The 26,709-nt window shown below is 64.4% G+C and carries 25 protein-coding genes, 1 tRNA gene and 1 pseudogene; 21 read left to right on the top strand and 6 right to left on the bottom strand.

Annotation, left to right across the window (positions count from 1 at the left end):
* Positions 1–431 precede the first annotated feature (431 nt).
* Complete coding sequence (nadB, locus tag ACPFMA_RS06040; protein ID WP_009399867.1) at positions 432–2,048, top strand: L-aspartate oxidase; 1,617 nt, start codon at positions 432–434, stop codon at positions 2,046–2,048.
* Here the strand turns inward: nadB and ACPFMA_RS06035 are convergent.
* Positions 2,017–2,469, bottom strand: coding sequence for a protein YgfX (locus tag ACPFMA_RS06035; RefSeq protein ID WP_425929842.1), 453 nt, complete (start codon positions 2,467–2,469; stop codon positions 2,017–2,019). The genes nadB and ACPFMA_RS06035 overlap by 32 nt on opposite strands.
* Positions 2,453–2,707 carry a succinate dehydrogenase assembly factor 2 gene (locus tag ACPFMA_RS06030; RefSeq protein ID WP_003252043.1) on the bottom strand — a complete coding sequence of 85 codons (255 nt, stop codon included), beginning with the start codon at positions 2,705–2,707 and terminating at the stop codon, positions 2,453–2,455. The genes ACPFMA_RS06035 and ACPFMA_RS06030 overlap by 17 nt, the downstream gene beginning before the upstream one ends.
* A 145-nt stretch (positions 2,708–2,852) precedes the next feature.
* Here ACPFMA_RS06030 and ACPFMA_RS06025 point away from each other — a divergent pair, with 145 nt between their 5' ends.
* Together ACPFMA_RS06025 and ACPFMA_RS06020 are read left to right on the top strand one after the other, a co-directional pair.
* Positions 2,853–3,782, top strand: a complete 930-nt coding sequence (locus tag ACPFMA_RS06025; RefSeq protein ID WP_009399875.1) for a YgfZ/GcvT domain-containing protein — start codon at positions 2,853–2,855, stop codon at positions 3,780–3,782.
* A gap of 59 nt (positions 3,783–3,841) precedes the next feature.
* A complete protein-coding gene (locus ACPFMA_RS06020; protein WP_420059122.1) occupies positions 3,842–4,651 on the top strand; it encodes an HDOD domain-containing protein in 810 nt (269 codons plus the stop codon).
* Positions 4,652–4,750: 99 nt separating this feature from the next.
* Here ACPFMA_RS06020 and ACPFMA_RS06015 read toward each other — a convergent pair whose 3' ends face one another.
* Both ACPFMA_RS06015 and ACPFMA_RS06010 read right to left on the bottom strand, forming a co-directional pair.
* Positions 4,751–6,133: a sensor histidine kinase gene (locus tag ACPFMA_RS06015; protein WP_425929841.1), complete on the bottom strand. Its 1,383-nt coding sequence runs from the start codon at positions 6,131–6,133 to the stop codon at positions 4,751–4,753.
* Positions 6,126–6,797: a response regulator gene (locus ACPFMA_RS06010; protein WP_064303404.1), complete on the bottom strand. Its 672-nt coding sequence runs from the start codon at positions 6,795–6,797 to the stop codon at positions 6,126–6,128. The genes ACPFMA_RS06015 and ACPFMA_RS06010 overlap by 8 nt, the downstream gene beginning before the upstream one ends.
* A gap of 203 nt (positions 6,798–7,000) precedes the next feature.
* On the opposite strand from ACPFMA_RS06010, the gene ACPFMA_RS06005 reads away from it, so the two are divergent.
* The 5 genes from ACPFMA_RS06005 (at position 7,001) to ACPFMA_RS05985 (ending at position 12,452) form a co-directional block, all read left to right on the top strand.
* Positions 7,001–8,290, top strand: coding sequence for an OprD family porin (locus ACPFMA_RS06005; RefSeq protein WP_420059121.1), 1,290 nt, complete (start codon positions 7,001–7,003; stop codon positions 8,288–8,290).
* Positions 8,291–8,319: 29 nt separating this feature from the next.
* Entirely contained in the window at positions 8,320–9,306 is a 987-nt protein-coding gene (locus tag ACPFMA_RS06000; protein ID WP_376699743.1) for a Bug family tripartite tricarboxylate transporter substrate binding protein, read from the top strand.
* Between the two features lie 135 nt (positions 9,307–9,441).
* A complete protein-coding gene (locus ACPFMA_RS05995) occupies positions 9,442–9,900 on the top strand; it encodes a tripartite tricarboxylate transporter TctB family protein (protein ID WP_009399885.1) in 459 nt (152 codons plus the stop codon).
* Between the two features lies 1 nt (position 9,901).
* Complete coding sequence (locus ACPFMA_RS05990; RefSeq protein WP_425929840.1) at positions 9,902–11,416, top strand: tripartite tricarboxylate transporter permease; 1,515 nt, start codon at positions 9,902–9,904, stop codon at positions 11,414–11,416.
* Positions 11,409–12,452 carry an AbrB family transcriptional regulator gene (locus ACPFMA_RS05985; RefSeq protein WP_064303407.1) on the top strand — a complete coding sequence of 348 codons (1,044 nt, stop codon included), beginning with the start codon at positions 11,409–11,411 and terminating at the stop codon, positions 12,450–12,452. Before ACPFMA_RS05990 ends, ACPFMA_RS05985 begins: the two co-directional genes overlap by 8 nt.
* A gap of 112 nt (positions 12,453–12,564) precedes the next feature.
* Here ACPFMA_RS05985 and ung read toward each other — a convergent pair whose 3' ends face one another.
* Positions 12,565–13,257 carry a uracil-DNA glycosylase gene (gene ung / locus ACPFMA_RS05980; RefSeq protein WP_009399891.1) on the bottom strand — a complete coding sequence of 231 codons (693 nt, stop codon included), beginning with the start codon at positions 13,255–13,257 and terminating at the stop codon, positions 12,565–12,567.
* 129 nt (positions 13,258–13,386) lie between these two features.
* Here ung and ACPFMA_RS05975 point away from each other — a divergent pair, with 129 nt between their 5' ends.
* On the top strand, positions 13,387–14,493 hold the full coding sequence (locus ACPFMA_RS05975) for an enoyl-CoA hydratase/isomerase family protein (RefSeq protein ID WP_425929839.1): 1,107 nt from the start codon (positions 13,387–13,389) through the stop codon (positions 14,491–14,493).
* A gap of 23 nt (positions 14,494–14,516) precedes the next feature.
* Here the strand turns inward: ACPFMA_RS05975 and ACPFMA_RS05970 are convergent, their stop codons facing one another.
* Positions 14,517–14,936 carry a hypothetical protein gene (locus tag ACPFMA_RS05970; protein WP_009399894.1) on the bottom strand — a complete coding sequence of 140 codons (420 nt, stop codon included), beginning with the start codon at positions 14,934–14,936 and terminating at the stop codon, positions 14,517–14,519.
* A 215-nt stretch (positions 14,937–15,151) separates the two neighbouring features.
* Here ACPFMA_RS05970 and ACPFMA_RS05965 point away from each other — a divergent pair, with 215 nt between their 5' ends.
* From ACPFMA_RS05965 to ACPFMA_RS05910, 12 genes and pseudogenes are all read left to right on the top strand, one after another.
* On the top strand, positions 15,152–16,639 hold the full coding sequence (locus ACPFMA_RS05965) for a sensor domain-containing diguanylate cyclase (protein ID WP_420059117.1): 1,488 nt from the start codon (positions 15,152–15,154) through the stop codon (positions 16,637–16,639).
* The gene (locus tag ACPFMA_RS05960; RefSeq protein ID WP_425929838.1) at positions 16,632–16,853 is read left to right on the top strand and encodes a cysteine-rich CWC family protein; all 222 of its coding nucleotides are present in this window, start codon (positions 16,632–16,634) and stop codon (positions 16,851–16,853) included. Before ACPFMA_RS05965 ends, ACPFMA_RS05960 begins: the two co-directional genes overlap by 8 nt.
* Positions 16,854–16,887: 34 nt before the next feature.
* The gene (locus ACPFMA_RS05955) at positions 16,888–17,580 is read left to right on the top strand and encodes a pseudouridine synthase (protein ID WP_425929837.1); all 693 of its coding nucleotides are present in this window, start codon (positions 16,888–16,890) and stop codon (positions 17,578–17,580) included.
* A 324-nt stretch (positions 17,581–17,904) separates the two neighbouring features.
* Positions 17,905–18,789, top strand: coding sequence for an alpha/beta fold hydrolase (locus ACPFMA_RS05950; RefSeq protein WP_425929836.1), 885 nt, complete (start codon positions 17,905–17,907; stop codon positions 18,787–18,789).
* 148 nt (positions 18,790–18,937) lie between these two features.
* A tRNA-Gly gene (locus ACPFMA_RS05945) sits at positions 18,938–19,011 on the top strand.
* 124 nt (positions 19,012–19,135) lie between these two features.
* Entirely contained in the window at positions 19,136–19,291 is a 156-nt protein-coding gene (locus ACPFMA_RS05940) for a hypothetical protein (protein WP_167654044.1), read from the top strand.
* Between the two features lie 6 nt (positions 19,292–19,297).
* Positions 19,298–19,720, top strand: coding sequence for a type II toxin-antitoxin system YafO family toxin (locus ACPFMA_RS05935; RefSeq protein ID WP_425929835.1), 423 nt, complete (start codon positions 19,298–19,300; stop codon positions 19,718–19,720).
* A gap of 518 nt (positions 19,721–20,238) precedes the next feature.
* Positions 20,239–21,591: an APC family permease gene (locus ACPFMA_RS05930; RefSeq protein ID WP_064303415.1), complete on the top strand. Its 1,353-nt coding sequence runs from the start codon at positions 20,239–20,241 to the stop codon at positions 21,589–21,591.
* A 65-nt stretch (positions 21,592–21,656) separates the two neighbouring features.
* A pseudogene (locus tag ACPFMA_RS05925) lies at positions 21,657–22,865 on the top strand (HAMP domain-containing protein); the annotation flags it as partial.
* Between the two features lie 102 nt (positions 22,866–22,967).
* Positions 22,968–23,723, top strand: coding sequence for a methyl-accepting chemotaxis protein (locus tag ACPFMA_RS05920; protein ID WP_425930577.1), 756 nt, complete (start codon positions 22,968–22,970; stop codon positions 23,721–23,723).
* A 29-nt stretch (positions 23,724–23,752) separates the two neighbouring features.
* Complete coding sequence (locus ACPFMA_RS05915; protein WP_009401144.1) at positions 23,753–24,700, top strand: cation diffusion facilitator family transporter; 948 nt, start codon at positions 23,753–23,755, stop codon at positions 24,698–24,700.
* A 264-nt stretch (positions 24,701–24,964) separates the two neighbouring features.
* On the top strand, positions 24,965–26,695 hold the full coding sequence (locus tag ACPFMA_RS05910; RefSeq protein WP_420059112.1) for a SulP family inorganic anion transporter: 1,731 nt from the start codon (positions 24,965–24,967) through the stop codon (positions 26,693–26,695).
* Positions 26,696–26,709: the final 14 nt, after the last annotated feature.

The following is a 26,709-nucleotide window of genomic DNA, read 5'->3' as shown; positions in this document are numbered from 1 at the left end:
GTGTCGCTTCGGCCATCGCTCAGGCTTGCAACCATAGACTCGGGCTTTGTGCAAAAGTTCTCCCCCTCCAGACAAGTTTCCTGCGGCCCTTGGTTGGCTCGCACGAAAACGCAGCGCGGTCGTGGCCGGCTGCGTCGATAAATCAGTCTTCTATACATGAGCAACGGCTGAAACCGGCTGTTGCCTCCCGTCATCACGGCTGCTGACTCATGGGCAACCCTCTATGGATATTCGCGATTCCGAGAAAGTTCCCACATGCGACAGGCAGAACGGCGTCATGACATGGAAATCCGGGCGTCGAGGCTGCTATAAAGGCAGCCCACCGAGATTCACGATAGTTTCACAATGCCATAAACGCTTGACCATTGTGCCGATACCACTGCCCTTATTCCAGTGTCCTACGTGGTCGCTCCGCGCGGAAATCCCAAGACATGAGCCAACAATTCCAACATGACGTCCTCGTGATCGGCAGCGGTGCCGCGGGCCTGAGCCTCGCGCTGAACCTGCCGGCGCACCTGCGCATCGCCGTCCTGAGCAAGGGCGACCTGGCCAACGGCTCGACCTTCTGGGCCCAAGGCGGCGTGGCCGCGGTGCTCGATGACACCGACACCGTGCAATCCCACGTCGAGGACACCCTCAACGCCGGCGCCGGCCTGTGCCATGAAGATGCCGTGCGCTTCACCGTCGAGCACAGCCGCGAGGCCATCGAGTGGCTGATCGACCAGGGCGTGCCCTTTACCCGCGATGAGCATGCCAGCGTAGATGACGGTGGTTTCGAGTTCCACCTGACCCGCGAGGGCGGCCATAGCCATCGGCGCATCATCCATGCCGCCGACGCCACCGGCGCGGCGATCTTCACGACCCTGCTCGAACAGGCCCGCCAGCGTCCGAATATCGAACTGCTCGAACAGCGGGTAGCCGTGGACCTGATCACCGAACGCCGCCTTGGCCTGGACGGCGAGCGCTGCCTCGGCGCCTATGTGCTTAACCGCGGCAGCGGTGAAGTGGACACCTACGGCGCACGTTTCACCGTATTGGCGACCGGTGGCGCGGCCAAGGTCTATCTCTATACCAGCAACCCGGACGGCGCCTGCGGCGACGGCATCGCCATGGCCTGGCGCGCCGGGTGCCGGGTGGCCAACCTGGAATTCAACCAGTTCCACCCGACCTGCCTGTACCATCCGCAGGCCAAGAGCTTCCTCATTACCGAGGCCCTGCGCGGCGAAGGCGGCCTGCTCAGGCTGCCCAATGGCGAGCGCTTCATGGAACGCTTCGATCCGCGTGCCGAGCTGGCCCCGCGGGACATCGTGGCACGCGCCATCGACCATGAGATGAAGCGCATCGGCGCCGATTGCGTGTACCTGGATATCAGCCACAAGCCGGCAGACTTCATCAAAAGCCATTTTCCCACCGTGTACGAACGCTGCCTGACGTTCGGCATCGACATCACCCGCCAGCCGATCCCGGTTGTTCCCGCTGCCCACTACACCTGTGGTGGAGTGATGATCGACCAGGACGGCCGCACCGACGTGCCCGGCCTCTACGCCATCGGCGAAACCAGCTTCACCGGCCTGCACGGCGCCAACCGCATGGCCAGCAACTCGCTGCTGGAATGTTTCGTCTACGGCCGCTCGGCCGCCGCCGACATCGTCGCCCAACTGGACCAAGTTGAAACACCAAGGTCCCTGCCCTGCTGGGACGCCAGCCAGGTGACCGACTCGGACGAGGACGTGATCATCGCGCACAACTGGGACGAACTGCGGCGCTTCATGTGGGACTACGTGGGCATCGTGCGCACCAGCAAACGCCTGCAGCGCGCCCAGCACCGGGTACGCCTGCTGCTGGACGAAATCGACGAGTTCTACAGCAACTACAAGGTCAGCCGCGACCTGATCGAGTTGCGCAACCTGGCCCAGGTCGCCGAACTGATGATCCTTTCGGCCATGCAGCGCAAGGAGTCCCGCGGGCTGCACTACACCCTGGACTATCCGGAGCTATTGCCCGAGGTGCAGGACACTATCCTGCAGCCGCCCACCTTTTCCGACTGAACTTCAAGCGCAGCCGCAGGCGCCGGTGCTGCACCGGCTCCAGCGCGTCATGGCCGATGCACTGGCTGCGTGCAAACCACTGCCCGGCACGACGAAACCTCAGGATGACCAACCCCGGCAGCGCCACGCTGTCGGGGCGCATCCGCACGGCGTGCCAGCCACGGGCCTCGCTCCACAACTGCCAGCCGCTGGCATCGCGGCGCAGGCCGGTGATCGCGTGGGGATGAGTCAGGAGAATATGCCGCGGAATGACCCAGCAGGCGTGACCCAGGCATAGCGCCAGGCCAGGAACGATGAAAAACAGGGGAATCGCCAGCAGGCCCAGGGCAACCATGGCCAGCGCCAGGCAGGCGAGATAGAGCGCCAGCAGGGTTTTCGAGCCCCGCCAGCGACACTCGAAGCGGTCACTTGGGCTGGACACGGTCCAGGATGATCCGAACCATGCGCTGCAGCTCCGGATCTTCCGACTCGGTGCGCTCCATGAACCAGCCGAACATGTCCTGATCCTCGCAGCTCAGCAGACGCACGTACAGCTCGCGGTCCGTCTCGTTCAGGGTCGGGTAGACCTCCTGGGTGAAAGGTACCAGCAGTACGTCCAGCTCCAGCATGCCGCGGCGGCTGTGCCAGAACAGGCGATTGAGTTCAGTTTGTTCGACCATGGGGCCCTCCTCGAAAAGGCCGCCAGTATACAGACCGAACCGGCGATGGGCACACGGCGTTGGTCGAGTGGGCCGTGAGGCTGCTACCTATTTTGCCAATCGCACTCTATGATGGCCGCCAGTCCTGAATTACCTGCGATGAACCATGGCCGATTCCGCTTTTTTCTGCACCCTGTCCCATGAAGGCGTCCTCGCCGTACGCGGTTCCGACGCCGGCAAGTTCCTGCAAGGTCAACTGACCTGCCATATCGGTTATCTCGACGAACAGACCTCCAGCCTTGGCTCGCGCTGCATGCAGAAGGGCCGGATGCAGTCGAGCTTCCGCATCCTGCCGCAAGGCGACGGTTTCCTTCTGGCAATGACCCGCGAGTTGCTCGAACCGCAACTGGCAGACCTGAAAAAATACGCGGTGTTTTCCAAGGCGAAGCTCACCGATGAAAGCGACGCCTGGGTCCGCTTCGGCCTCACCGGGGGTGACGCCGCCCTCGCAGCGCTGGGCCTCGATGTACCTGCCGAAGCCGGTGCCACCGTACGCCATGACGGCCTGATCGCGGTCAACGTATCTCCCGGCCGGGTCGAACTCTGGGCTCCGGCTGACCAGGCCGACGCAGTCCGCGCGCAACTGGCCGCCCATCTGCCCGAGGCCGGGCTGGACGACTGGCTGCTCGGCCAGATCCGCGCCGGCATCGGCCAGGTCATGGAGCAGACCCGCGAACTGTTCATCCCGCAAATGATCAACCTGCAGGCCGTCGGTGGCGTGAGCTTCAAGAAAGGCTGCTACACCGGGCAGGAAATCGTCGCGCGCATGCAGTACCTGGGCAAGCTCAAGCGCCGCCTGTACCGCCTGGCCCTGGCCGAAGGCGAGACGCCGGCGCCGGGCAGCGAGATCTTCTCGCCGACCCATGCTTCGTCGGTGGGCGAAGTGGTGATCGCCGCCCGTGGCGAACTGCTCGCCGTACTGAGCGCCGACTCCGTGGAAGACGGCAACCTGCACCTGGGCAGCCTCGAAGGCCCGCGCCTGGAACTGCTGACCTTGCCTTACGAACTGGACCGCGACCGCGAGATCCAGCGCTGAGCCCGCCCCGCCCCGCCGCATGCCGGCGGGGCCATCCCTGAACGCGGGAGAAAGACACCATGAACACCCTGGCCAAGATGGTGCAAACGCAATTGCTGCGCGCCATCGATAACGACGACCTGGTCCTGCCGACCTTGCCCGAAGTTGCCATGAGCATCCGCGAGGCTGCGGAAGACACCGAAATCAGTGTCGCGACCCTGAGCAAAGTGATCGGCCGCGACGCCGCCCTGGCCGCGCGCCTGATCAAGGTGGTCAACAGTCCGTTGCTGCGGGCGATCACCGAGGTCACCGACCTGCAGACCGCCATCACCCGCCTCGGCGTCAACTACAGCTGCAACCTGGCGATCGGCCTGGTGATCGAACAGATCTTCCATGCCCGATCGGAGACGGTGGAACAGAAGATGCGCGAAATCTGGGCTAAAAGCCTGGAAGTGGCGGGCGTGAGCTATGAACTGGCGGCACGCTACACCGAGCTCAAGGCAGACCAGGCGGCCCTGGCCGGGCTGGTGCACCAGATCGGCGTGCTGCCGATCCTGACCTATGCCGAAGAGCACAACGAGCTGCTTTCGGACCCGGTGTGCCTGAACCATGTGATCGAACAGATTCATCCGGTGCTGGGGGACAAGATCCTCAGTGTCTGGGAATTTCCCGAACAACTGGCGAATCTGCCGGGGGAAGTGCAGAACCTGGAGCGGCATTCGGCAAAGGTGGATTACGTGGATATCGTGCAGATCGCACGGGCGTTGTGCGACAAGACCGGACGCGAGCGCGCGGTTTCGGCGTTGCCGGCCTATCGGCACCTGGCGGTACCGGCGACCGGGTTGTTTTCCGAGGATGACCTGCTCGATGCACGGCTGATGTTCAGGTAGAACGCGGCCCCTGTGGGAGCGGGTTCACCCGCGATTGCTGCAGTGAATCCACTAGTGCAATCGCGGGTGAACCCGCTCCCACAGGGGCCGGTGTCGCTCTTATTGAACCGGATTGAAACTCACCCGGACCTTCAACCCGCCCTTCTCCCCATCATGCAGGCTGATACTTGCCAGGTGCGCCCGACAGATCTCGCCGACGATCGCCAGCCCCAGGCCAGTCCCCTGCGCGCCACGCCGATAGAAGCGCTCGAAAACCTTCTCTCGCTCTTCAAGTGGAATCCCCGGCCCGTCATCCTCTACCTCCAGGTCGCATGGCGCCGTGACACGCAGGATCACATTGCCGCCCTTGGGCGTATGGGCCAGCGCATTGTCTACCAGGTTGCTCAGCAACTCGTTGAGCAGGGTCGGCTCACCTTTCACCCATACCGGAGCCTCGGCCTCCAGGGCCAGGGCGATGCCCCGGGCATGGGCCAGCGGCGCCATGGCCATGCCCAGTTCACGGGCCAGCTGGCTGAGATCGAGCAAGTGCGCCCCCCCTTCGGCGATCGCCCGGGCACCGTTCTCGACCCGGGCCATGGACAGCAATTGGTTGGCCAGGTGGGTCAGCTTGTCGGTGCTCTGCGCCGTGGCCTCCAGGGTTTCGTGCCAGACCTGCGGTTCCTTGGCCCGCAGCCCCAGTTCGACCCGCGCCTTCAGCGCCGCCAACGGTGTCCGCAGTTCATGAGCAGCATCGGCGATGAACTGCGCCTGGCGCTCGAACTGCCCGCGCAAACGCTCGGTGAAGTGATCGAGCGCACGCACCAGCGGCCCCAGTTCCTGTTGCACTTCCACCGACGGCAACGGGCGCAGGTCGTCCGGCTGGCGTTCTTCCACCGCACTGCGCAAGCGCTCCAGCGGGCGCAGCGCAGCACTCACCGCGAACCACACCAGCAGCAGCGCGCCCAGGGCCAGCATGCCCAGGCGCAACAGGGTATCGGCCATCAGACCGCGGGCCATGCGCACCCGCGCCTCTTCGGTTTCGGCGACGCGGATCTCGGCCATGCCGTTCATGTTCGGCTCGCTCACCGCCTTGAGCAGGCTCACCACCCGCACGTCCTGGCCGAGGTAACGGGCATTGTAGAAGCGCGCCAGGGCCGGGTAGTCATCGGTACGTGGCGTGCCGGGAGGCGGGCCGGGAATGTTTTCGTAGCCTGAAATCAGCTTCTGCTGGATGTCGTTGACCTGGTAGTAGATACGCCCGGCGCTGTCATAGGCGAAGGTGTCCAGGGCCACGTAGGGCACATCGGCGCTGAGGGTGCCGTCGCGCTGCGACAGCCCGGCGGCGATGGTCCGCGCCGAGGCCAGCAGGGTGCGGTCGTAGGCGGTGTCGGCGGCTTCGCGACCATTCCAGTAGGCACTCAGGCCACTGGCGGTCATCAGCACCACCAGCAGCAGCGCCAGGTTGCGCAGCAGCCGTCCGCGCAGGCTGTCGGTGCTACGCATCGCGGTGCTCGAGCAAGTAACCGAGGCCGCGGAAGGTGACGATGGCCACCGCGTGCCCGTCGAGCTTCTTGCGCAGACGGTGGATATAGATCTCGATGGCGTCGGGGCTGGCTTCCTCGTCCAGGCCGAAGACCTGCGAAGCCAGTTGCTCCTTGCTCATCACCCGGCCGGGACGGGCGATCAGGGCCTCGAGCACCGCCTGTTCGCGGGAGGTCAGGGTCAAGGGCTCGTCACCCAGGCTGAAGCGCCGGTTATCCAGGTCGTACACCAGCGGCCCGCAGCGCTGCTGACGTTCGCCGCCGAGCACGCTGCGGCGCAGCAAGGCCTTGACCCGCGCTTCCAGCTCGGTCAGCTCGAAGGGCTTGGCCAGGTAATCGTCGGCGCCCAGATTGAGCCCGTGGACCCTGTCCTTGACGTCGCTGCGCGCGGTCAGCATCAGCACCGGCACGGTCTTGCCCCGGGCGCGCAGGCGGGCCAGCACCTCGAAACCGTCCATCCGCGGCAGGCCCACATCCAGCACCGCCACCGCGTAATCCTCGCTGGCCAGGGCCAGGTCGGCGGCCACCCCGTCGTGCAGCACATCGACGGTCAGGCCAGTGCTTTTCAAGGCCTGGGCCACGCTTTCGGCCAATTGCAGATGGTCTTCGACGAGCAGCACTCGCATGGGTTTCTCCCGGTCGCGTCGCGTTCAGTGGCGCGGAGTTTACAGAGGAAGCGGCGCCTGTGAAGCCGCCGCCAGAATGAAAGTGAATTGAAAGGTTAGCGAAAGGTTGAGCCCCTAGCATCGCTTCACGGCTCCCTCCGGGAGGCGAAGAACGAACCGCAGCGTTCGTACCAAATAAGAACAATAAACGGGGTTTATTCCAGATGCTGTCAGCACAGCCTCGGGCGTTCGCGCCTATCCGTCGTCCTTTTTCCAGCCGCCACCCGCTTGTCAGCGCCATCACGCTGTGCAGCGTCGCACCGCTGAGCCAGGCCGCTTTCTTCGAAGACAGCAGTGCCACCTTCGAAACCCGCAACATGTATTTCAACCGCGACTTCCGCGACGGCACCAGCGCCCAGCAATCCAAGCGCGACGAGTGGGCACAGGGCTTCATGCTCAACCTGCAGTCGGGCTACACCGAGGGCACCGTCGGTTTCGGCATCGATGCCCTGGGCATGCTCGGGGTCAAGCTCGATTCCAGCCCGGATCGCACCGGCACCGGCCTGCTGCCGACCCACGACGACGGCCGCGCCGCCGACGAATACTCCAAGCTCGGCCTGACCGGCAAGGTCAGGATCTCCGCCACCGAATTGAAGATCGGCACCCTGATCCCCGAGCTTCCGACCCTCAAGCCCAACGATGGGCGCATCCTGCCGCAGACCTTCGAGGGCGGCCTGCTGACGTCGAAGGAGATCAAGGGCCTGACCTTCACCGGCGGCCGCCTGGAGAAGGCCAAGGACCGCGATGACACCAACAAGGAAGACATCGCCCTGAACAACAAGAACGGGCGCTTCCTTGGCACCGTCGCCGGCAACCATTTCGACATGGCCGGCCTGGACTATAAGTTCACCGACCGCATCACCGGCAGCTACCACTTCGCCCAGCTCGACGACGTCTACCGCCAGCATTTCGCCGGCCTGACCGCGACCCAGCCGTGGGGCCCGGGCACCTTCGGCGCCGACCTGCGCCTGGCCCTCAGCGATGACCAGGGCCAGGCCCGCGGCGGCAAGATCGACAACACCTCGCTCAACGGCATGCTCAGCTACGGCCTCAACGGCCACAAGTTCAGCGCCGCGTACCAGAGCATGTCCGGCGACAGCGCCTTCCCCTACGTGGATGGCTCCGACCCGTACCTGGTCAACTTCGTCCAGATCAACGACTTCGCCGGGGCCGACGAGCGCTCCTGGCAAGTGCGTTACGACTACGACTTCGCCAAGCTCGGCGTTCCGGGGCTGACCTTCATGACCCGTTACATCAACGGCGACAACGTCAGCCTGGCGAACGGCGGCGAAGGCAAGGAATGGGAACGCAACACCGAGTTCAAGTACGTGGTGCAGAACGGCACGTTCAAGAACGTGGCAGTCCGCCTGCGCAACGCCACCTACCGCTCCAGCTTCGCCCGCGATGCGGACGAGGTGCGGTTGCTGGTGAGCTATAGCGTCGCCCTGTGGTAATCCGCTTATAACAACTAAAGCTACGGAGACTGAAGATGACCTTTTCACTGCGTCGAATCGCCATCGCCACCGGCTGCCTGCTGTTCGCCGGCCAGGTCCTGGCCGCCGAACCCAAACGCCCCGAATGCATCGCCCCGGCCTCGCCGGGCGGTGGCTTCGACCTGACCTGCAAGCTGGTGCAGAGCGCGCTGGTCAACGAGAAGATCCTGACCAAGCCCATGCGCGTCACCTACATGCCCGGCGGTGTCGGCGCGGTGGCCTACAACGCCGTGGTCGCCCAGCGTCCGGGCGATGCCGGCACGCTGGTGGCCTGGTCCAGCGGCTCGCTGTTGAACCTGGCGCAGGGCAAGTTCGGCCGCTTCGATGAAAACGCCGTGCGCTGGCTCGCGGCGGTCGGCACCAGCTACGGCGCCATCGCGGTGAAGAAGGACTCGCCCTACAAGACCCTCGACGACCTGGTCGCGGCCTTGAAGCAGGATCCGAGCAAGGTGGTGATCGGCTCCGGCGGCACCGTCGGCAGCCAGGACTGGATGCAGACCGCGCTGATCGCCAAGGCTGCCGGGATCAACCCGCGCGACCTGCGCTACGTCGCCCTGGAAGGCGGCGGCGAAATCGCCACCGCCCTGCTCGGCGGGCATATCCAGGTCGGCAGTACCGACATCTCCGACTCCATGCCGCATATCCAGAGCGGCGACATGCGCCTGCTCGCGGTGTTCTCCGAACAGCGCCTGGACGAGCCCGAGATGAAGAACATCCCGACCGCCAGGGAACAGGGCTACGACATCGTCTGGCCGGTGGTGCGCGGGTTCTATGTGGGGCCGAAGGTCAGCGATGAGGACTACCAATGGTGGAAAGCCTCGTTCGACAAGCTGCTGGCGTCCGAGGACTTCGCCAAGCTGCGTGACCAGCGCGAACTCTTCCCCTTCGCCATGACCGGGGACGAGCTGGACACCTACGTCAAGAAACAGGTTGCCGACTACAAGACGCTGGCCCGGGAATTCGGGTTGATCCAGTAACCCTGTAATCCGCCTCCACACGGACCCTGTGGGAGCGGGTTCACCCGCGATGGCGGTGGTGAATTCCCTATCGCCATCGCGGGTAAACCCGCTCCCACAGGGGAACGCGTGCGCCTCTAGATCGAGGACTATCAAATGATCCTGCAACGCATCTTCGCCCTGGCCCTGCTGGCGGTCTGTGCCGCCCTGGCCGTGATGGCCTGGCCCTACCAGGCCGCGTTTTCCTATGAACCGGTGGGCCCGCGCGCCTACCCGCTGCTGATGCTCGGCCTGATGGGCCTGGCCCTGCTCTACCTGGCCATTCGCCCGACGCCCATCGTGCGTGGCGAGGACGAGCCCGAGCTGGACCGCGAAACTCTGAACAAGATCGGCCTGTGCGTCGCCCTGTTGCTGGTGTTCGCCGCGACCTTCGAAAGCCTCGGCTTCATCGTCAGCAGCATTCTCGTCGGTGTGCCCATGGCCCGGCTGTACGGCGGCCGCTGGTCGGCCAGCGGCCTGATCGTGGCCTTCATGAGCATCACCCTCTACGTACTGTTCGACCGGGTAATGGACGTACCACTGCCCCTCGGCCTGCTCGACGTCCTGGAGAATTGATATGGATACCTTGAGTTACCTGGGCCAGGGCTTCGGCGTGGCCCTCAGCCCGTACAACCTGGTCACCGCCCTCAGCGGCACCCTGATCGGCACCGTGGTCGGCCTGCTCCCGGGCCTGGGCCCGATCAACGGCGTGGCCCTGCTGATCCCCATCGCCTTCGCCCTCGGCCTGCCGCCGGAGTCGGCGCTGATCCTGCTGGCCGCGGTGTACCTCGGCTGCGAATACGGCGGGCGGATCAGCTCGATCCTGCTCAACATCCCGGGCGAAGCGTCCACCGTGATGACCACCCTCGACGGCTACCCGATGGCCCGCCAGGGCCTGGCCGGCGTGGCCCTGTCGCTGTCGGCGTGGAGTTCGTTCATCGGCGCCCTCATCGCGACCTGCGGTATGGTCCTGTTCGCGCCGCTATTGGCGAAATGGGCGATCGCCTTCGGTCCGGCGGAGTACTTCGTGCTGATGGTCTTTGCCATCGTCTGTCTCGGCGGCATGGCCGGCGACCGGCCGCTGAAGACCTTCATCGCAGCGCTGATCGGCCTGTTCCTGTCCAGCGTCGGTATCGATGCTAACAGCGGCGTGTACCGCTTCACCGGTGACAGCGTGCACCTGGCCGACGGCATCCAGTTCGTCGTACTGGTCCTGGGCCTGTTCTCCATCAGCGAGATCCTCCTGCTGCTGGAGAAAACCCACCATGGCCACGAGGCGGTCAAGGCCACCGGGCGCATGCTGTTCAACCTCAAGGAAGCGGCCTCGGTATTCGTGGTCAACATCCGTTGCGGCCTGCTCGGCTTCATCATGGGCGTATTGCCCGGCGCCGGCGCGACCCTGGCCAGCGCCGTGGCCTACATGACCGAGAAACGCATCGCCGGCACCAGCGGCAAGTTCGGCAAGGGCGATGCCCGCGGCCTGGCTGCGCCGGAAACCGCAATCGGCGCCTCCTGCTGTGGCGCCCTGGTACCGATGCTGACCCTCGGCGTACCCGGCTCGGGCACCACCGCGGTAATGATCGGCGCCCTGACCCTGTACAACATCACGCCCGGCCCGCTGCTGTTCGAACAGCAACCGGACATCGTCTGGGGCCTGATCGCCTCGCTGTTCATCGCCAACATCATGCTGGTGATCCTGAACATCCCGATGATCCGCATCTTCACGCGCATCCTTGCCGTGCCGAACTGGGCGCTGGTGCCGGTGATCGCGATCATCACCGCGATCGGCGTCTACGCCGTGCATGCCACCACCTTCGACCTGTTCCTGATGGTCGGTATCGGCATCATGGGCTACATCCTGCGCAAGCTGGACTTCCCGCTGTCGCCGATCCTCCTCGGGTTCATCCTCGGCGGGCTGATGGAGCAGAACCTGCGTCGTGCGCTGTCGATCTCCAACGGTGCCCTGGACATCCTCTGGTCGAGCCCGATCAGCATGGCGGTGTGGAGCCTGACCATCGTGATGCTGGCCCTGCCGCTGGTGCGCATCTGGCGCCGTCGCGTCCTGCAGCGTCGCGCCCTGGCCAATGTCTGATTCCACCTTCAGGCAATGGTGGGCAACCCCGCTGGTCGGCCTGGCCGGCGGGTTCGCGGCCAGCGCCATCGGCTGGCCGTTGCCGTTCATGGTCGGCTCGCTGCTGGCGATCATCCTGGTGCGCTGCCTGACACCCTGGCAGCTCGCCGAGATTCCGGGCGGGCGCAAATGCGGACAGTGGATCGTCGGCATCGGCATCGGCCTGCACTTCACCCCGCATGTGGCCGAGCAGGTCGCCAGCCATTTCGGCCTGATCTTCTTCGGCGCACTGATCACCAGCCTTTCCAGCGTGGTCGGGGTGTGGTTGCTGCGGCGTACCGGCGAGGACCGCGCCACGGCGTTCTTCTCCAGCATGCCGGGCGGCTCCGGGGAGATGGTCAACCTCGGTGCGCGCAATGGCGCCAACCTCGGCCGCGTGGCGGCGGGCCAGAGCCTGCGGGTGCTGGTGGTGGTGCTTTGCGTGCCGGCGGCATTCAAGTACCTGCTCGGCGAAGGCGTACCACTGAGCCATGCGGGAGCGGTGGACTGGGGCTGGCTGGCGCTGGTGTTCCCCATCGGCGCGCTGGTGGCCTGGGGCTGGCAACGGCTGAAGCAGCCCAACCCGTGGCTGTTCGGACCCTTGCTGGTGGCGGGTGTCGCCAGTATCGGCTGGAACCTGCACCTGGGCCTGCCGGACGGCGCCAGCCAGATCGGCCAATGGCTGATCGGCAGTGGCCTGGGATGCCACTTCAACCGGGCGTTCTTCCGCCGGGCACCGTCGTTCCTTGCCAGGACCCTGGCCGCAACGGTGCTGACCATGGCCATCGCCGCCATCGCCGCCGTGGCGCTGAGCGCCGCGACCAACCTCGACCTGCGTTCGTTGACCCTGGGCATGATGCCTGGCGGCATCGCCGAGATGAGCCTGACGGCGGAGACCTTGCAGCTGTCGGTGCCGTTGGTGACGGCATTGCAGATGATGCGCCTGCTGTTCGTGCTGTTTCTGGCCGAGCCGTTGTTCAGGCACTGGATGGCGGGGGATGCCGAAAGGCAGGTGTAGCAGGTGATGGCCTCATCGCCGGCAACGCCGGCTCCCACAAGGTTCTGCGGTGCACACAATACCTGTGGGAGCCGGCGTTGCCGGCGATGAGGCCATAAGCTACGGCATAAATCTAAAGGGCAGGCACCTGCCAATCGATCGGCGCCATCCCGTGCTGTTCGAGGAACTTGTTGGTGCGGCTGAAATGGCCACAACCAAGGAAGCCGCGATAGGCCGACAGCGGCGAAGGGTGCACCGAGGTCAGCACCAGGTGCTTGCTGGCATCGATCAGCTTGCGCTTGCTCTGGGCATGCGAGCCCCAGAGCAGGAACACCGAGTTGGGCTGGTGCTCGCTGACGACCTGGATGATCCGGTCGGTAAAGAACTGCCAGCCCTTGTTGGCGTGGGACGCCGCGTTGGCCCGTTCGACGGTCATGGTGGTGTTGAGCAGCAGCACGCCCTGGTCGGCCCAGGATTGCAGGTAGCCGTGGCGCGGAATCTCGATGTTCAGATCGCGCTGCAGTTCCTTGTAGATGTTGACCAGCGACGGCGGCGTCGGCACCCCCGGCTGCACCGAGAAGCACAGCCCATGGGCCTGGCCCGGGCCGTGGTACGGGTCCTGGCCGAGGATCACCACCTTGACCTTGTCCAGCGGCGTGGAATTCAGCGCGTTGAAAATCAGCGGCCCGGGCGGATAGATCTCCTTGCCAGCGGCCTTTTCCTGACGCAGGAATTCACGCAGTTCGTGCATGTAGGGCTGGTCGAATTCGGCACGCAGGGCGGCCTTCCAGCTGGGTTCGAGCTTGATACGGTCGTCGTCGGTCATGGGGCCATCCGTTGAACAATGGGGCGGACACTAGGAAAGCTGTCCGCGCTTGTCAATCGATCCGACCGGCAACCGCCGCGATCGCGCACAGCGGCCATACTTGTCTGCTCCAACCGAGCGAGGTCTTCCATGGCTGTGCAGTTCGAAGTTCTGACCGGGGTCGATGGCGCGCGCCTGGGCATCGCCACCCTGGATGCCCCGGCGAGCCTGAATGCGCTGTCGCTGCCGATGATCGAACAACTGGGTGCCCACCTGCGCGCCTGGGCACAGGATCCGGCGATCGTCTGCGTGCTGTTGCGCGGCAATGGCGCCAAGGCCTTCTGCGCGGGCGGGGAAGTTCGCCAACTGGTCGAAGCGTGTCGCGACCATCCCGGCGAAGTGCCGCCGCTGGCGGCGACGTTCTTCGCCACCGAGTATCGCCTGGACTATCTGTTGCACCACTATCCCAAGCCGCTGCTGTGCTGGGGCCACGGCCATGTGCTCGGTGGCGGCATGGGCCTGCTTCAGGGCGCCGGGGTGCGGATCGTCACGCCGTCGAGCCGGCTGGCGATGCCGGAAATCAGCATCGGCCTGTATCCGGATGTCGGTGGCAGCTGGTTCCTTTCCCGGCTGCCCGGGCGCCTTGGCCTGTTCCTCGGCCTGACCGGCGCGCCGATCAACGCACGCGACGCCCTCGATCTCGGGCTTGCCGGCCGGTTCATGAAGGAAGACCAGCAGGATCAACTGATCGATGGGCTGCTGCAGCTGAACTGGCAGGAACAGACCGCCATGCAGCTCAACAGCCTGCTCAGGGCCCTGGAGCAGGAAGCCCGCGATGAATTGCCGGCGGCGCAGTGGCTGCCGCGCCGCGAACGGATCGACCGGGTGCTGGATGTCAGTGATCCGGCCTGTGCCTGGCGCGCCATCGGGCAGCTTGAACACCAGCCCGACGTACTCCTGGCCAAGGCCGCGGGAACCCTGCTCAAGGGCTGTCCGCTCACGGCCCATCTGGTCTGGGAGCAACTGCGGCGGGCGCGTTACCTGTCCCTTGGCCAGGTGTTGCAGATGGAATATGCGATGAGCCTGAACTGCTGCCGCCATCCGGAATTCAGCGAAGGCGTGCGCGCCCGCCTGCTGGACAAGGACAACGCACCACGCTGGCACTGGCCGGATATCAGCCAGGTGCCGGCGGCGGTGGTCGAGGCGCATTTCAGCAAGGTGTGGGAAGGAAGACACCCCCTCGCCGACCTGGCGTAGGGGGTGCAAGGTGCAAGAGTCACTCAGTGATAACGGCCGCGACCGCGGTCGTCCTGATCGCCCTGGCGGTTTTGGCGGTCGCGCCAGTCGCCGCGGTTGTCGCGATGGCCGCGGTTGTCGCCCCGGTCATGGTCGCGGTCCCAGCCACGGTTCCAGCCATGGTTGTCCGGGCGTCCCGGCCCGCGTGCATCCCAGCCACCACGCACTGGCGGTGCCGGACGGTAGTAAGGCACGGGTGCCGGACGGTAATAACGCGGCGCCGGCGTGTAGTAGCGTGGCTGCGGGGCGACGTAGTAGCCACGGTTGTAGCCGTAGGGATAGGCCGGATAAGCGTAACGGTCAACGGAATAGACATCGGTTCGATAGTAGCCACCGCCTCCGTAGGGTACACACGCGGTAATCAGCAAACCCAGGACAGCAAGCAAAGCGAGTCGGCGATACATGGCGGCCTCCTGGACCGCGAAACTGCCGGACCCAGCGGCGCTGGTCGGCGTCGATCGGCAAGCGTTCATCGACACAGAATCAGACAACGAAAACGGCGTGCGGTGCGATTTTGGAAATAATTTGTAACCACCCCTTTGACCCTGAAATTCGTCCAGTTATTTTTTCCCGCCGCCTCTAGAATAGAGGCCATCGGTTCTCCGCCTGCGGGATTGCCATGCCCCTTCGTTCCGCCCTGTTTTCGCAACGCTCCCTGCTGTTGACCCTGCTGTTGCTGCTTGGCTGTGGATTTCTCGCAACCTCGCTGGTGAGCTACTACGCCTCGCGCAGCGCGATCCGCGACGGCATTATCAATACCGAGCTGCCGCTGACCTCGGACACCGTCTATTCGGAAATCCAGAAGGACCTGATCCGTCCCATCGTGGTCTCGTCGATGCTGGCGCAGAACACCCTGCTGCGCGACTGGACCCTGGCCGGCGAGCACGATCCCGAGGTCATGACCCGCTATCTCAGTGAAGTCGAGCGCCAGCAGCGGGCCTACACCGCCTTCTATGTTTCCGAAGCGAGCGGCATCTACTACCAGGCCAAGGGCATCCTCAAGAAGATCGACCCGAGCACCCCGCGCGACCTCTGGTACGCCCGGGTCAAGCAGATGCAGGCGCCCTACGAGATCAACGTCGACATGGACATGGCCAACAAGGACCGCATGACCGTGTTCATCAACTACAAGGTACTCGACGAGCAGAACCGCTTCATGGGTGCCGCCGGCGTAGGCCTGACCGTGGACGCGGTGGTCAGGCTGATCGATGCCTACCAGTTGCGCTACAAGCGTTCGGTGTATTTCGTCGACCCGCGCGGACAGATCGTTCTTACCGGCTCGACCGGCGGGCCCGAGGGGGCGCGCCCTGGCACCACGCTGCAGAGCATCCCGTCGCTGGCCGGGCTGGTCGAGCGCATGCCCACCCCGAGCACCGGCAGCCGCGAATACCAGCGTGACGATCAACTGCACTTTCTCAATGTGCGCTTCATCCCGGAGCTGGACTGGTACCTGTTCGTCGAAAAGCCGGTCGGCGCCAGCCTGGACGGAGTGAAACAATCGCTGTACCTGAACCTGGCGATCTGCGCGATCATCTCGGCGGTGGTGCTGGCAATGATCAACGGCATGGTTCGTCGCCACCAGGACGGCATCCAGGAACTGGCGACCCTCGATAGCCTGACCCACCTGCACAATCGCCGCGCCTTCGATCTGCTGGCCGCCCAGGCACTGCTCGACGCCGAACGCGGCGCGCTGCCGCTGACCGCAGTGCTGATCGACCTCGATCATTTCAAGGAGCTCAACGACACCCACGGGCACCTGGCCGGCGACGAGGTGCTGCGCCAGTTCGCCCGCCTGCTCGAAGGCAGCCTGCGCCAGGCCGATATTCTGTGCCGCTGGGGTGGCGAGGAGTTCGTCGTGCTGTTGAAGGACACCGAACTGGCCAAGGGCATGGCGGTGGCGGAGAAGATCCGCCAGCGCACAGAGCGCAGCGAATTCACCTTCGACGCCAGCCGCGTGTCGCTGACTGCCAGTTTCGGCGTGACCGGGCTGGCGCCCGGCGATACCCTGCGCAGCCTGATCGCCCGCGCCGACCAGGCGCTGTACCGCGCCAAGCAAAGTGGGCGCAACCGTGTCTGCAGCGAACCCGCGAGCCCCGAACATGCCTGACCCGCGTCTATGCCCCGCCTGTGGCGCCAGCAACCAATGCACCCTGGCCGATCCGCGTACTGCCGATCGTGCCTGCTGGTGCTTCAGCGTCAGCATCGACCCGGCGCTGCTCGAAGCCCTGCCTGCGGAGTTGCGCAATGCCGCCTGCCTGTGTCCGGCCTGCGCCCGGGTCGATGAGCAATTGAAGGCTGCCGCGGACACGCCGAACGAGTAGACTGCGCCCCCTTCCTTGCCCCTGCCTCACTGCCATGCGCCTCGACCGCTTCCTGTCCAACCTGCCCTGCTTCAATCGTCAGCAAGTGCGCCTGCTGCTGGCAGGGCGGCGCGTGCGAGTGGACGGGGTGGCGGTGAGCGATCCCAGGCACGAAGTGCGGGTCTTCAGCCGGGTGGAAGTGGACGATCAGGTGTTGCAGGCCGGCCGACCGGCGCGCTATTTCATGCTGCACAAGCCCATGGGCTGCGTCAGCGCAACCCGTGACCCCGAGCATCCAACGGTGCTCGACCTGATCGACGAACCGGACAGGCACGAGCTGCATATCGCCGGACGACTGGATTTCAACACCACCGGCCTGATGATCCTGACCAACGACGGCCAATGGTCACGACGCCTGACCCAGCCGCAGACCAAGCTGCCCAAGGTCTATTGCGTGGAAACCGAACAGCCGATCCTCGAGGAGTACGTGGCGCGTTTTCGCGAGGGCTTCCACTTCGCTTTCGAAGACCTGGTCACCCAACCGGCTGAATTGATTCTTCTCAGCAGTCACACGGCAAGATTGAGCATTATCGAGGGACGTTATCACCAGGTGAAACGGATGTTCGGTCATTACCAGAACAAGGTCATGCGCTTGCACCGTGAGCGCATGGGGTCGCTGGTCCTCGATCCAGGACTTGCCCCGGGGCGGTACCGGGCCCTGCGCGCCGACGAGATCCTGTCGGTCTGACATGGCCGACGGGCCAGACAAAAATTTTCCATCAATTGCCCGAACGGCACTTGCGACATTGCGGCCGGGCTGCTTGAATCGAATCGTCGGTCTTCATGTGACTCTACGGTCACAGCTTTAGTCCAAGACACCTTTTCCTTGGCGACCCGCCCCTCGATGCGCGGGCGACCAACGGAATCGCCCGCCTAGAACAACACCCGTCGACCAGCGTGCAGCGGATCGACAAGGGCCCCTCGATTCACTTCAAGGCGTATGCCTACCTGTCACATAGAACGTGCAAGCTTGCTTGGACGGATACCCTTTTTTGCGCCAGGAGTCGATGACATGAGGCCAGAAACCGCTGTGCTGGATATTCAGGGGCAGTACCGGGTTTACACGGAGTTCTACCGTTCGCAAGAAGCCGAGAAGACGATCATCCTGATCAACGGCTCGCTCGCCACCACGGCGTCGTTTTCCCAGGCGGTGCGCAACCTGTACCCGCAATTCAACGTGGTGCTCTACGACCAGCCGTACGCCGGCAAGTCGAAGCCGCACAACCACCACGAACGTTTGCTGACCAAGGAAACCGAAGGGCAGATCCTGCTCGAACTCATCGACCACTTCGCGGCCGACCAGGTCATGTCCTTTTCCTGGGGTGGCGCCTGCACCCTCATGGCCCTGGCCCACAGGCCGCGGCGCATCGAGCGGGCGGTGGTCAGCTCGTTCTCGCCGGTGATCAACGAACCGATGCGCGACTACCTGGAGCGTGGTTCCAGGTACCTGCGCGAGTGCGATCGCTACCAGGTGGGCAACCTGGTCAACGAGACCATCGGCAAGTACCTGCCGCCGCTGTTCAAGCGCTTCAACTACCGGCATGTCAGCAGCCTGGACAACCACGAATACGCGCAGATGCACTTCCATATCCACCAGGTGCTCGACCACGACCTGGAAAATGCCCTGACTGCCGCCAGGGCCATCGATATTCCGGTGCTGTTCATCAACGGTGAGTGGGACGAATACACCACCATCGCCGATGCACGGCAGTTCAGCCGGCACGTGCGCAACTCTCAGTTCAGCGAGATCCGCAGCGCCGGGCACTTCCTCGACATGGAAAACAAATCGGCCTGCCGCGACACCCGCACCGCGCTGATCGACTTCCTGAAACCGACGCAGCGTGAACAGCGTGGGCGTTACCAGTACGTGCAGGGCCAGCATGCACTGGCAGTCTGAAGAAAACGGGCGCCTGTAGCCCGGCCAACTGGATCATCGGCCCCACGGGCAGAAGGAAGATCCACGCCCCGGCGCTACAGGTCGCATCGCTACCCTACCGATATAAAGCTTCAAATTGCAGCAATGTTCTGGTACAAAGTGGCCCTGCGCGGGTGTCGTATAATGGCATTACTCCAGCTTCCCAAGCTGATAACGAGGGTTCGATTCCCTTCACCCGCTCCAGATTCCCCTCGGTATGTCCCCAGATCGCGCCATGCGATCCTCTCGTCTGCGTCCCTTCCAGCATTGATCAAAAAAGAGTCATCGCCTAGGATAGGTCTATCGCACACCGCTTCAGGAGGCGGAGATGATCATTCAAACCGCGACTCCCAAAAAGGTCGTCGCAAAGCGCAAGAAAACCGACAAGCAACTCACGTTCGAAGATGTGCGCACCGCCGCACGTGGTGGTGAGGCTGCGTTCCACTTCTATGTCGAGCACGGAAAGCTTCCGGCCTCCAAGTGAGTATTTTTGTCATCAGTAAAAGTTTCTGACCTGTTCAAGGAGTCCTCAGGCTGGTACGACTTCTTTGTCGATTTCCATAACTACAAGCTCTGTGGTGACCTCCCCGATATCTTCGGCCGGGATGAGGCGCTTGACCTCGAAGACATTTTCCATATCCATCTCGCCGCCACCGAGGCCGTCCAGGCAAGGTGGCGAGCTGCAAAGATCCAGTTCAGGCGCACGACGGACCCGGATCGTCCCGACGAAGATTTCTGGCTGGTCTATGCCTATGACCTGCTCCGTGACGAGTATCTGCTGCTGACCATCATGGGGCCTGACGCGCACAGCCGACAGCAGTGGGGCTCCTATCTGCGGGATATTCACGCCAAAATCGTAGACCCTTGGATCAAGGGGCGCGTTGTCTATTCGGATCCTGATGAGGGCGATTAGAGCAAGCGCTCTGATCGACGGGCCCCTCCTCCCGCGCTTCCAATCTCATATTCGTCTGACATCACTGCTTGCAATTCGCTGCAGCATCTTCGCTTTGCACGGTATCGGGCTGATAAAAATCCCCCTACAAAATGTCAACTTTTACGAACAGCGGAATCGACCTTCTGACCAAAAGCGTCGTCAATCCACTTGAAAACGCCTAAAAACTCGATAAATCCCCATCAAAGAAAAATAATGTAACGATTTACTTGACGCACCCCACCCCAATCGTTTCTTATTTTTCCCACCTTGCCCAGCGTCCGATACCCCAAAAACAAGCAGCGCCGCCCCTTGACGCCCGCGCGCGTCGTACCTGCACGCTCGTTTTACCGGTCCGGTCCTTGCCAGTGACACCGGCGCCTCGCCCGCGCCCATTCCAGCTCCAACATAAAAGGTGAACAACATGGAGCCCACCCGTTCGACCCTGTCGTGCCCGTTGCAAACCCCGTCCTTGGTCCCACACCAGGAGCAGCGCCCGCATGCAGCCTGAGCACAGCACCCACGGCAATCTGCAACTTCGCAAGTCCCTGCGCCTGTGGCAGGTGGTGATCATCGGCCTGGCCTACCTCACGCCCATGACCGTGTTCGACACCTTCGGCATCGTCTCCGGCCTCACTTCCGGGCACGTTCCCAGCGCGTACATCCTGGCCCTGCTGGGCATCCTCTTCACCGCCGTGAGCTATGGCGTGCTGGTGCGGCACTTCCCGCAGTCCGGTTCGGCGTACACCTACACGCAAAAAGCGATCAACCCGCATGTCGGCTTCCTGGTGGGCTGGTCGTCACTGCTGGATTACCTGCTGCTGCCGATGGTCAACGCCTTGCTGGCCAAGCTCTACCTGGGCGCGATGTTCCCTGAGGTGCCGGGCTGGGTCTGGGTCACTGCCTTCGTCACCCTGATCACCCTGATCAATATCCGCAGCATCAACCTGGTGGCGAACTTCAACGTGCTGTTCGTCGGCGTGCAACTGGTGATCATGGCGGTGTTCGTCTACCTGTGCCTGCGCGGCCTCGGCCAGGGCGAAGGCCAGGGCACGCCGTGGACGCTGACCCCGTTCAGCGATGACAAGACCCAGCTCAGCGCGCTGATGGCCGGGGCGACCATCCTGTGTTTCTCCTTCCTCGGCTTCGACGCGGTGACCACCCTCTCGGAAGAAACCCACCAGCCGGAGAAAGTCATCCCGCGGGCGATCTTCCTCACTGCGTTGATCGGCGGCGCGGTGTTCATCCTGATCTCGTTCTTCATCCAGGCCTATTTCCCGACCATGGAGCGCTTCCAGGACCACGAAGCGGCGCTGCCGGAAATCGCCCTGTATGTCGGCGGCAAGCTGTTCCAGTCGATCTTCATCGCCTGCACGGTGATCAACACCATCGCCTCGGGCCTGGCCTCGCAGACCAGCGTCTCGCGCCTGCTCTATGTGATGGGCCGCGACAAGGTGATTCCCCATGGCCTGTTCGCCCGCCTGCATCCGCGCTACAAGACGCCCGTGCTGAACATCATCGTGGTCGGCCTGATCTCGCTGTCGGCGATCTTCTTCGACCTGGTCACCGCCACCTCGATCATCAACTTCGGCGCGCTGGTGGCCTTCAGCTTCGTCAACCTGGCGGTCATCAACCACTGCTACCTTCGCCAGGGCATGAAGCAGGGGCTGGGCAACAAGCTCAAGCACCTGATCCTGCCGACCATCGGCTTTTGCATCATCGCCCTGCTCTGGCTCGACCTGAACGAGCATTCGCTGCTGTTCGGCGGGGTCTGGGCAGCGGCCGGCGTGCTTTACCTGGGCTGGCTGACCAAGTCGTTCCGGGTCGCGCCGCCCAGCTACATCGCCGAGTGAGACCGCCCGTCGAACGCGCCCGCGCAAAGCGCGGGCGCGCTTCATGACCGAGAAGGAAACCCCTCATGCTCCCGCGCCGCCTGTCCATCCAGTGGAAGATCATCCTGCTCGCCGGCCTGTGCCTGCTGGCCATCGTCATCGTCCTGGCGGTCACGTCGCTGACCCAGTCGCGGCGCAGTGCGGCCGAGGTGTTCCAGGCCAATACCGAACTGCTCGAGCACAACGCCCGCCTGCGCCTGCAGGCCCATGGCGAGACCCAGGCGCTGCGCATCCAGCGCTATTTCATGGATGCGTACCAGTACGGCAACGGCTTCGCCCGCCTGGCCCAGGTACTGCGCGGGCGTGGCGACGGTGACCTGCGCAGCGCCCTGGTCACGCAGGCCCGCACCGCGCTGGCCGGTAACCGCGACCTGATCGGCCTGTACCTGGTGTTCCAGCCCGATGCCCTCGACCACCAGGACGCCCGCTTCATAGGGCAGGCCGAGCAAGGCAGCAACGACAGCGGGCGCTTTTCCCTGTATTGGTCGCGCAATGCCGCCGGCGAGCTGGAATCGGAAGCCATGCCCGAATCCATGCTCGCCGACGCCAGCCTCGGCGCCAACGGCTCGTCCTACAACCGCTGGCTGACCTGCCCGCTGGAAACCGCCCGGGCCTGCGTGCTCGACCCGTACTTCGACGAGGTCAACGGCAAGCAGGTGCTGATGACCAGCATCGCCCTGCCGCTGCTGGACCAGGGCAAGGTGGTCGGCGTGGTCGGCCTGGATATCGGCCTGGACAACCTGCAACAGTTGGCCCTCGAAGGGCGCAAGGAAGTCTACGAGGGCCAGGGCCAGGTCAGTATCGTCAGCCCTGCCGGGCTGCTGGCCGGGCACAGCGCCGATGCCTCGCAGTTGAGCAAGCAGGCACCCAGGTCCGTTGAAGACGGACTGATGCGCATTGCCCGCCCCTTCTCGCCGATCCCGGACGCAACACCCTGGCAGGTCTTGCTGGAAGTGCCGCAAAGCGTCCTGCAAGCCCCGGCCATCCAGCTCAACCAGCGCCTCGACGCCCGCAACCGGAGCGCCAACCTGAGCAACCTGCTGATCGCCCTGGTCACCGCCCTGGCCGGGCTGGTGCTGATCTGGCTGACCGCCCGTGGCGTGACCCGGCCGATCCTCGCGGTGGCCGAGCGCCTGCGCGAAATCGCCAGCGGCGACGGCGACCTGACCCAGCGCCTCGACTATTTCCGCGATGACGAACTGGGCCAGTTGAGCGGCTGGTTCAACCGTTTCCTCGACAAGCTGCAACCGGTGATCGTGCAGGTCAAAGGCTCGCTGCAAGAGGCCCGTGGCACCGCCGACCAGTCCGCCGCCATCGCCAGCCAGACCAGCGGCGGCATGCAGCAACAGCAGCGCGAGATCGAGCAGGTGGCCACCGCCGCCAACGAAATGAGCGCCACCGCCCACGATGTCGCCAACAACGCCGCACAGGCGGCCCATGCCGCGCGCGGTGCGGACCAGGCCAGCCGCGAAGGCCTGGAACTGATCGGCCATACCCGCCAGGCCATCGACCAGCTCGCCGCCGACATGGACCTGGCCATGGAACGGGTCCAGGCCCTGGCCGGACGCAGTGAGCAGATCGGCTCGGTGCTGGAGGTGATTCGCGCCATTGCCGAACAGACCAACCTGCTGGCGCTCAATGCCGCCATCGAGGCGGCCCGGGCTGGCGAGGCCGGGCGTGGTTTCGCCGTGGTCGCCGACGAAGTGCGCAACCTGGCGCAACGCACCCAGGTCTCGGTGGAAGAAATCCGCCAGGTGATCGAAGCTTTGCAGGGCGGCACCCGGGGCGTGGTCGAGGCCATGCACGACGGCCAGCGCCAGGCGCGGGACAGCGTGACCCGCATGGAGCAGGCGGTACCGGCGCTGCAACGGGTCGGCGAGGCGGTCACGGTGATCAGCGACATGAACCTGCAGATCGCCTCCGCCGCCGAAGAGCAGAGCGCCGTGGCCGAGGAGGTCAATCGCAATGTCGCCGGGATCCGCGATGTCACCGAGTCGTTGTCCGGGCAGGCCGGCGAGTCCGCACGTATCAGCCAGGCGCTGAATCGCCTGGCCAACCAGCAGCAGGCGCTGATGGAGCAATTCCGGGTCTGACGGCCCGGCGTCTTATTGAGGAGGCCGTGGTGGCAACCAGGTTTTTCGATTTGAACGACGAGCAGGGCGTATTGCGTACGTCCATTGCCGTCACCCTGTTCATCGCCGCGATCGGCATCGGCTTCGGCCTCGCTTCGGGCTCGTTCTCGATCGTCTTCGACGGCGTCTACTCGATGGTGGACGCGAGCATGAGCGGGCTGTCGCTGGTGGTGGTGCGGCTGATCACCGCCCACACCCGCAGTGCACACCTGTCGCGCAAGCTGCGCGAGCGCTTCACCATGGGCTTCTGGCACCTGGAGCCGATGGTCCTGGCGCTCAACGGCATCCTGCTTACCGGGGTGGCGGTCTATGCGCTGATCAACGCCGTGCTCAGCCTGCTCGAAGGCGGGCGCGACCTGGAGTTCGGCCTGGCGCTGATCTATGCCGTATTGACGGTGATCGCCTGCCTGACCATCGCCGTGCTGGAGGCCCGGGCCAACCGACGGATCGGCTCGGACTTCGTGCGCATGGATGTGAAAGGCTGGGTGATGTCAGCCAGTATCACCGCAGCGTTGTTGATCGCGTTCTGCGTGGGTATTGCGGTGCAGGGCACGCAGTGGGAGTGGATCTCGCCCTATATCGACCCGGCGGTGCTGGGGCTGGTGTGCCTGGTGATCATTCCGCTGCCGCTGTCGGTGATTCGCCAGGCCCTGGCGGATATGTTCCTGGTCACCCCAGGTGACCTCAAGCAGCATGTGGACGACGTGGCGCAGGCGTTCGTCGAGCGGCACGCCATGTTGTCGTATCGGGCCTACGTTGCGAAGGTCGGGCGCTCGCGGGAGATCGAGCTGTACTTCATCGTGCCCAGGACCATGCCGGCGCGGAATATCGCCGAATGGGACGCCTGGCGCGACGAGATCGGCGAGGCCATTGGCGGCGAAGGGCCGGATCGCTGGTTGACCGTGGTGTTTACCGGGGATCCTGAGTGGGCTGAATAATCGAAAGACCAACACAGCCCCTGTGGGAGCGGGTTCACCCGCGATTACGATGGTGAATCCACTACCGCTATCGCGGGTGAACCCGCTCCCACAGGGTTCGGTATGAACCAACGCTCTGTATTTCAACCTCCCCCGATTGGCCTCCTCCTTCTCCAGCGGTTACGATGCTGGCCAAATGCCCAATTCCTCCCGGCCTTCTCCCCGAAGCGCCGGGTGCCGGGCTTTTGCGCTAGCGTCTGTCAGATACATCAAAAGGACCTGAACATGTTTCTTTCCCGCTGGCTTCCGGGCCTGGCCAACCTGCTGCATTACCGGCGCGAGTGGTTGCGCGCGGACGTGCAGGCCGGCCTGTCGGTGGCCGCCATCCAGATCCCCATCGCCATCGCCTACGCGCAGATCGCCGGCCTGCCGCCGCAGGTTGGCCTGTATGCGTGCATCCTGCCGATGATCGTATACGCCCTGGTGGGCAGTTCCCGGCAACTGATGGTCGGGCCCGACGCCGCCACCTGCGCCATGGTCGCCGGGGCCATCGCGCCGCTGGCCATGGGCGACCCTGATCGCCTGCTGCAATTGTCGGTGGTGGTCACGGTGCTGGTCGGCCTGATGCTGATCGCCGCCGGGGTGGCCCGGGCCGGCTTCATCGCCAGCTTTTTCTCGCGACCGATCCTGATCGGCTACCTCAACGGTATCGGCCTGAGCCTGCTGGCCGGACAACTGGGCAAGGTGGTCGGGTTCAAGATCGAAGGCAGCGGTTTCATCCTCGCCATGATCAATTTCTTCCAGCGCCTCGACGAGATCCGCTGGCTGACCCTGAGCATCGGCCTGGCGGCCCTGGCCTTGCTGATCTGGCTGCCGCGCCGCTACCCGAAACTGCCGGCGGCGCTGGTGACGGTGGCGGTGTTCACCCTGATCGCCGGCGTCTTCGGCCTCGACAACCATGGTGTCGCGGTACTCGGCCATGTGCCCGGCGGCATGCCTGAGCTGGCCTGGCCGCAGACCTCCCTGGAAGAAATGAAAAGCCTGCTGCGCGATGCCCTGGGTATCGCCACGGTGAGCTTCTGCAGCGCCATGCTCACCGCCCGCAGCTTCGCCGCGCGGCATGGCTATGCGATCAACGCCAACCATGAATTCGTCGCCCTCGGCGTGTCCAACCTGGCCGCCGGGGTGTCCCAGGGCTTCGCCATCAGCGGCGCCGACTCGCGCACCGCAGTGAACGACATGGTCGGCGGCAAGAGCCAACTGGTGGGCATCGTCGCCGCGCTGGTGATTGCGCTGATCCTGATGTTCTTCACCGCACCAATGGCCTGGATTCCCCAGGCGGCGCTGGGCGCCGTGCTGCTGATGGCCGGCTGGGGCCTGATCGATATCCAGTCGCTGCGCAAGATCTGGGCATTGAGCCGTTTCGAACTGTGCCTCTGCGTGCTCACCACCATCGGCGTGCTCGGCGTCGGCGTGCTGCCGGGCATCATCATCGCCGTGACCCTGGCGATCCTGCGTTTGCTCTACAGCATCTACCAGCCCACCGATGCGGTGCTGGGCTGGGCGCCGGGGGTCGAGGGCCAGGTAGACATCAGCCGGCACAAGGACGCGCGCACCGTGCCGGGGCTGGTGGTGTACCGCTTCGACGACGCGATCCTGTTCTTCAATGCCGACTACTTCAAGATGCGCCTGCTCGAAGCGGTACAGCGCGAGGGCGATGCCAAGGCGGTGCTATTCGATGCCGAGGCGGTGAGCAGCATCGATGTCAGCGGCATCGCGGCGTTGCGGGAAGTGCGCGATACCCTCAAAGCCCGTGGCATCGAGCTGGGGATCGCCCGGGCACGCGGGACCTTCCTGCGGATGCTGGTGCGCTCGGGGCTGGCGCGGGAGATGGAGAACCACCTGCTGTATGGGTCGGTCAGGGCGGGAATCCGGGCTTATCGGTTGTGGCGTAACCGGGTCAGGAGGGAGGAGACGGATGCCGGGAAAGCCGCGCCCGTTCCGAATCTTCCTTAGTTCTTGAGGGCCCT

The sequence above is a fragment of the Pseudomonas sp. NyZ201 genome, assembly GCF_049860765.1.
In the GTDB taxonomy this organism is placed as follows: Bacteria; Pseudomonadota; Gammaproteobacteria; order Pseudomonadales; family Pseudomonadaceae; genus Aquipseudomonas; species Aquipseudomonas bharatica.
Note: the sequence above shows the minus strand (reverse complement) of the source record. Positions and strands in the feature narration are given on the sequence as shown.

Excerpts from the sequence above, each read along its gene's own strand:
- ACPFMA_RS06025 (WP_009399875.1), top strand. The coding sequence starts at position 2,853 with ATGGCCGATTCCGCTTTTTTCTGCACCCTGTCCCATGAAGGCGTCCTC.
- ACPFMA_RS05970 (WP_009399894.1), bottom strand. The coding sequence starts at position 14,936 with ATGTATCGCCGACTCGCTTTGCTTGCTGTCCTGGGTTTGCTGATTACC.
- ACPFMA_RS06010 (WP_064303404.1), bottom strand. The coding sequence starts at position 6,797 with ATGCGAGTGCTGCTCGTCGAAGACCATCTGCAATTGGCCGAAAGCGTG.
- ACPFMA_RS05930 (WP_064303415.1), top strand. The coding sequence starts at position 20,239 with ATGCAGCCTGAGCACAGCACCCACGGCAATCTGCAACTTCGCAAGTCC.
- ACPFMA_RS05995 (WP_009399885.1), top strand. The coding sequence starts at position 9,442 with ATGATCCTGCAACGCATCTTCGCCCTGGCCCTGCTGGCGGTCTGTGCC.
- ACPFMA_RS06020 (WP_420059122.1), top strand. The coding sequence starts at position 3,842 with ATGAACACCCTGGCCAAGATGGTGCAAACGCAATTGCTGCGCGCCATC.
- ACPFMA_RS05940 (WP_167654044.1), top strand. The coding sequence starts at position 19,136 with ATGATCATTCAAACCGCGACTCCCAAAAAGGTCGTCGCAAAGCGCAAG.
- ACPFMA_RS05950 (WP_425929836.1), top strand. The coding sequence starts at position 17,905 with ATGAGGCCAGAAACCGCTGTGCTGGATATTCAGGGGCAGTACCGGGTT.
- ACPFMA_RS06030 (WP_003252043.1), bottom strand. The coding sequence starts at position 2,707 with ATGGTCGAACAAACTGAACTCAATCGCCTGTTCTGGCACAGCCGCCGC.
- ACPFMA_RS05985 (WP_064303407.1), top strand. The coding sequence starts at position 11,409 with ATGTCTGATTCCACCTTCAGGCAATGGTGGGCAACCCCGCTGGTCGGC.
- ACPFMA_RS05920 (WP_425930577.1), top strand. The coding sequence starts at position 22,968 with ATGCAGCAACAGCAGCGCGAGATCGAGCAGGTGGCCACCGCCGCCAAC.
- ACPFMA_RS05975 (WP_425929839.1), top strand. The coding sequence starts at position 13,387 with ATGGCTGTGCAGTTCGAAGTTCTGACCGGGGTCGATGGCGCGCGCCTG.
- ACPFMA_RS06005 (WP_420059121.1), top strand. The coding sequence starts at position 7,001 with ATGCTGTCAGCACAGCCTCGGGCGTTCGCGCCTATCCGTCGTCCTTTT.
- nadB (WP_009399867.1), top strand. The coding sequence starts at position 432 with ATGAGCCAACAATTCCAACATGACGTCCTCGTGATCGGCAGCGGTGCC.
- ACPFMA_RS06015 (WP_425929841.1), bottom strand. The coding sequence starts at position 6,133 with ATGCGTAGCACCGACAGCCTGCGCGGACGGCTGCTGCGCAACCTGGCG.
- ACPFMA_RS05965 (WP_420059117.1), top strand. The coding sequence starts at position 15,152 with ATGCCCCTTCGTTCCGCCCTGTTTTCGCAACGCTCCCTGCTGTTGACC.
- ACPFMA_RS05990 (WP_425929840.1), top strand. The coding sequence starts at position 9,902 with ATGGATACCTTGAGTTACCTGGGCCAGGGCTTCGGCGTGGCCCTCAGC.
- ACPFMA_RS05960 (WP_425929838.1), top strand. The coding sequence starts at position 16,632 with ATGCCTGACCCGCGTCTATGCCCCGCCTGTGGCGCCAGCAACCAATGC.
- ACPFMA_RS05955 (WP_425929837.1), top strand. The coding sequence starts at position 16,888 with ATGCGCCTCGACCGCTTCCTGTCCAACCTGCCCTGCTTCAATCGTCAG.
- ACPFMA_RS05910 (WP_420059112.1), top strand. The coding sequence starts at position 24,965 with ATGTTTCTTTCCCGCTGGCTTCCGGGCCTGGCCAACCTGCTGCATTAC.
- ung (WP_009399891.1), bottom strand. The coding sequence starts at position 13,257 with ATGACCGACGACGACCGTATCAAGCTCGAACCCAGCTGGAAGGCCGCC.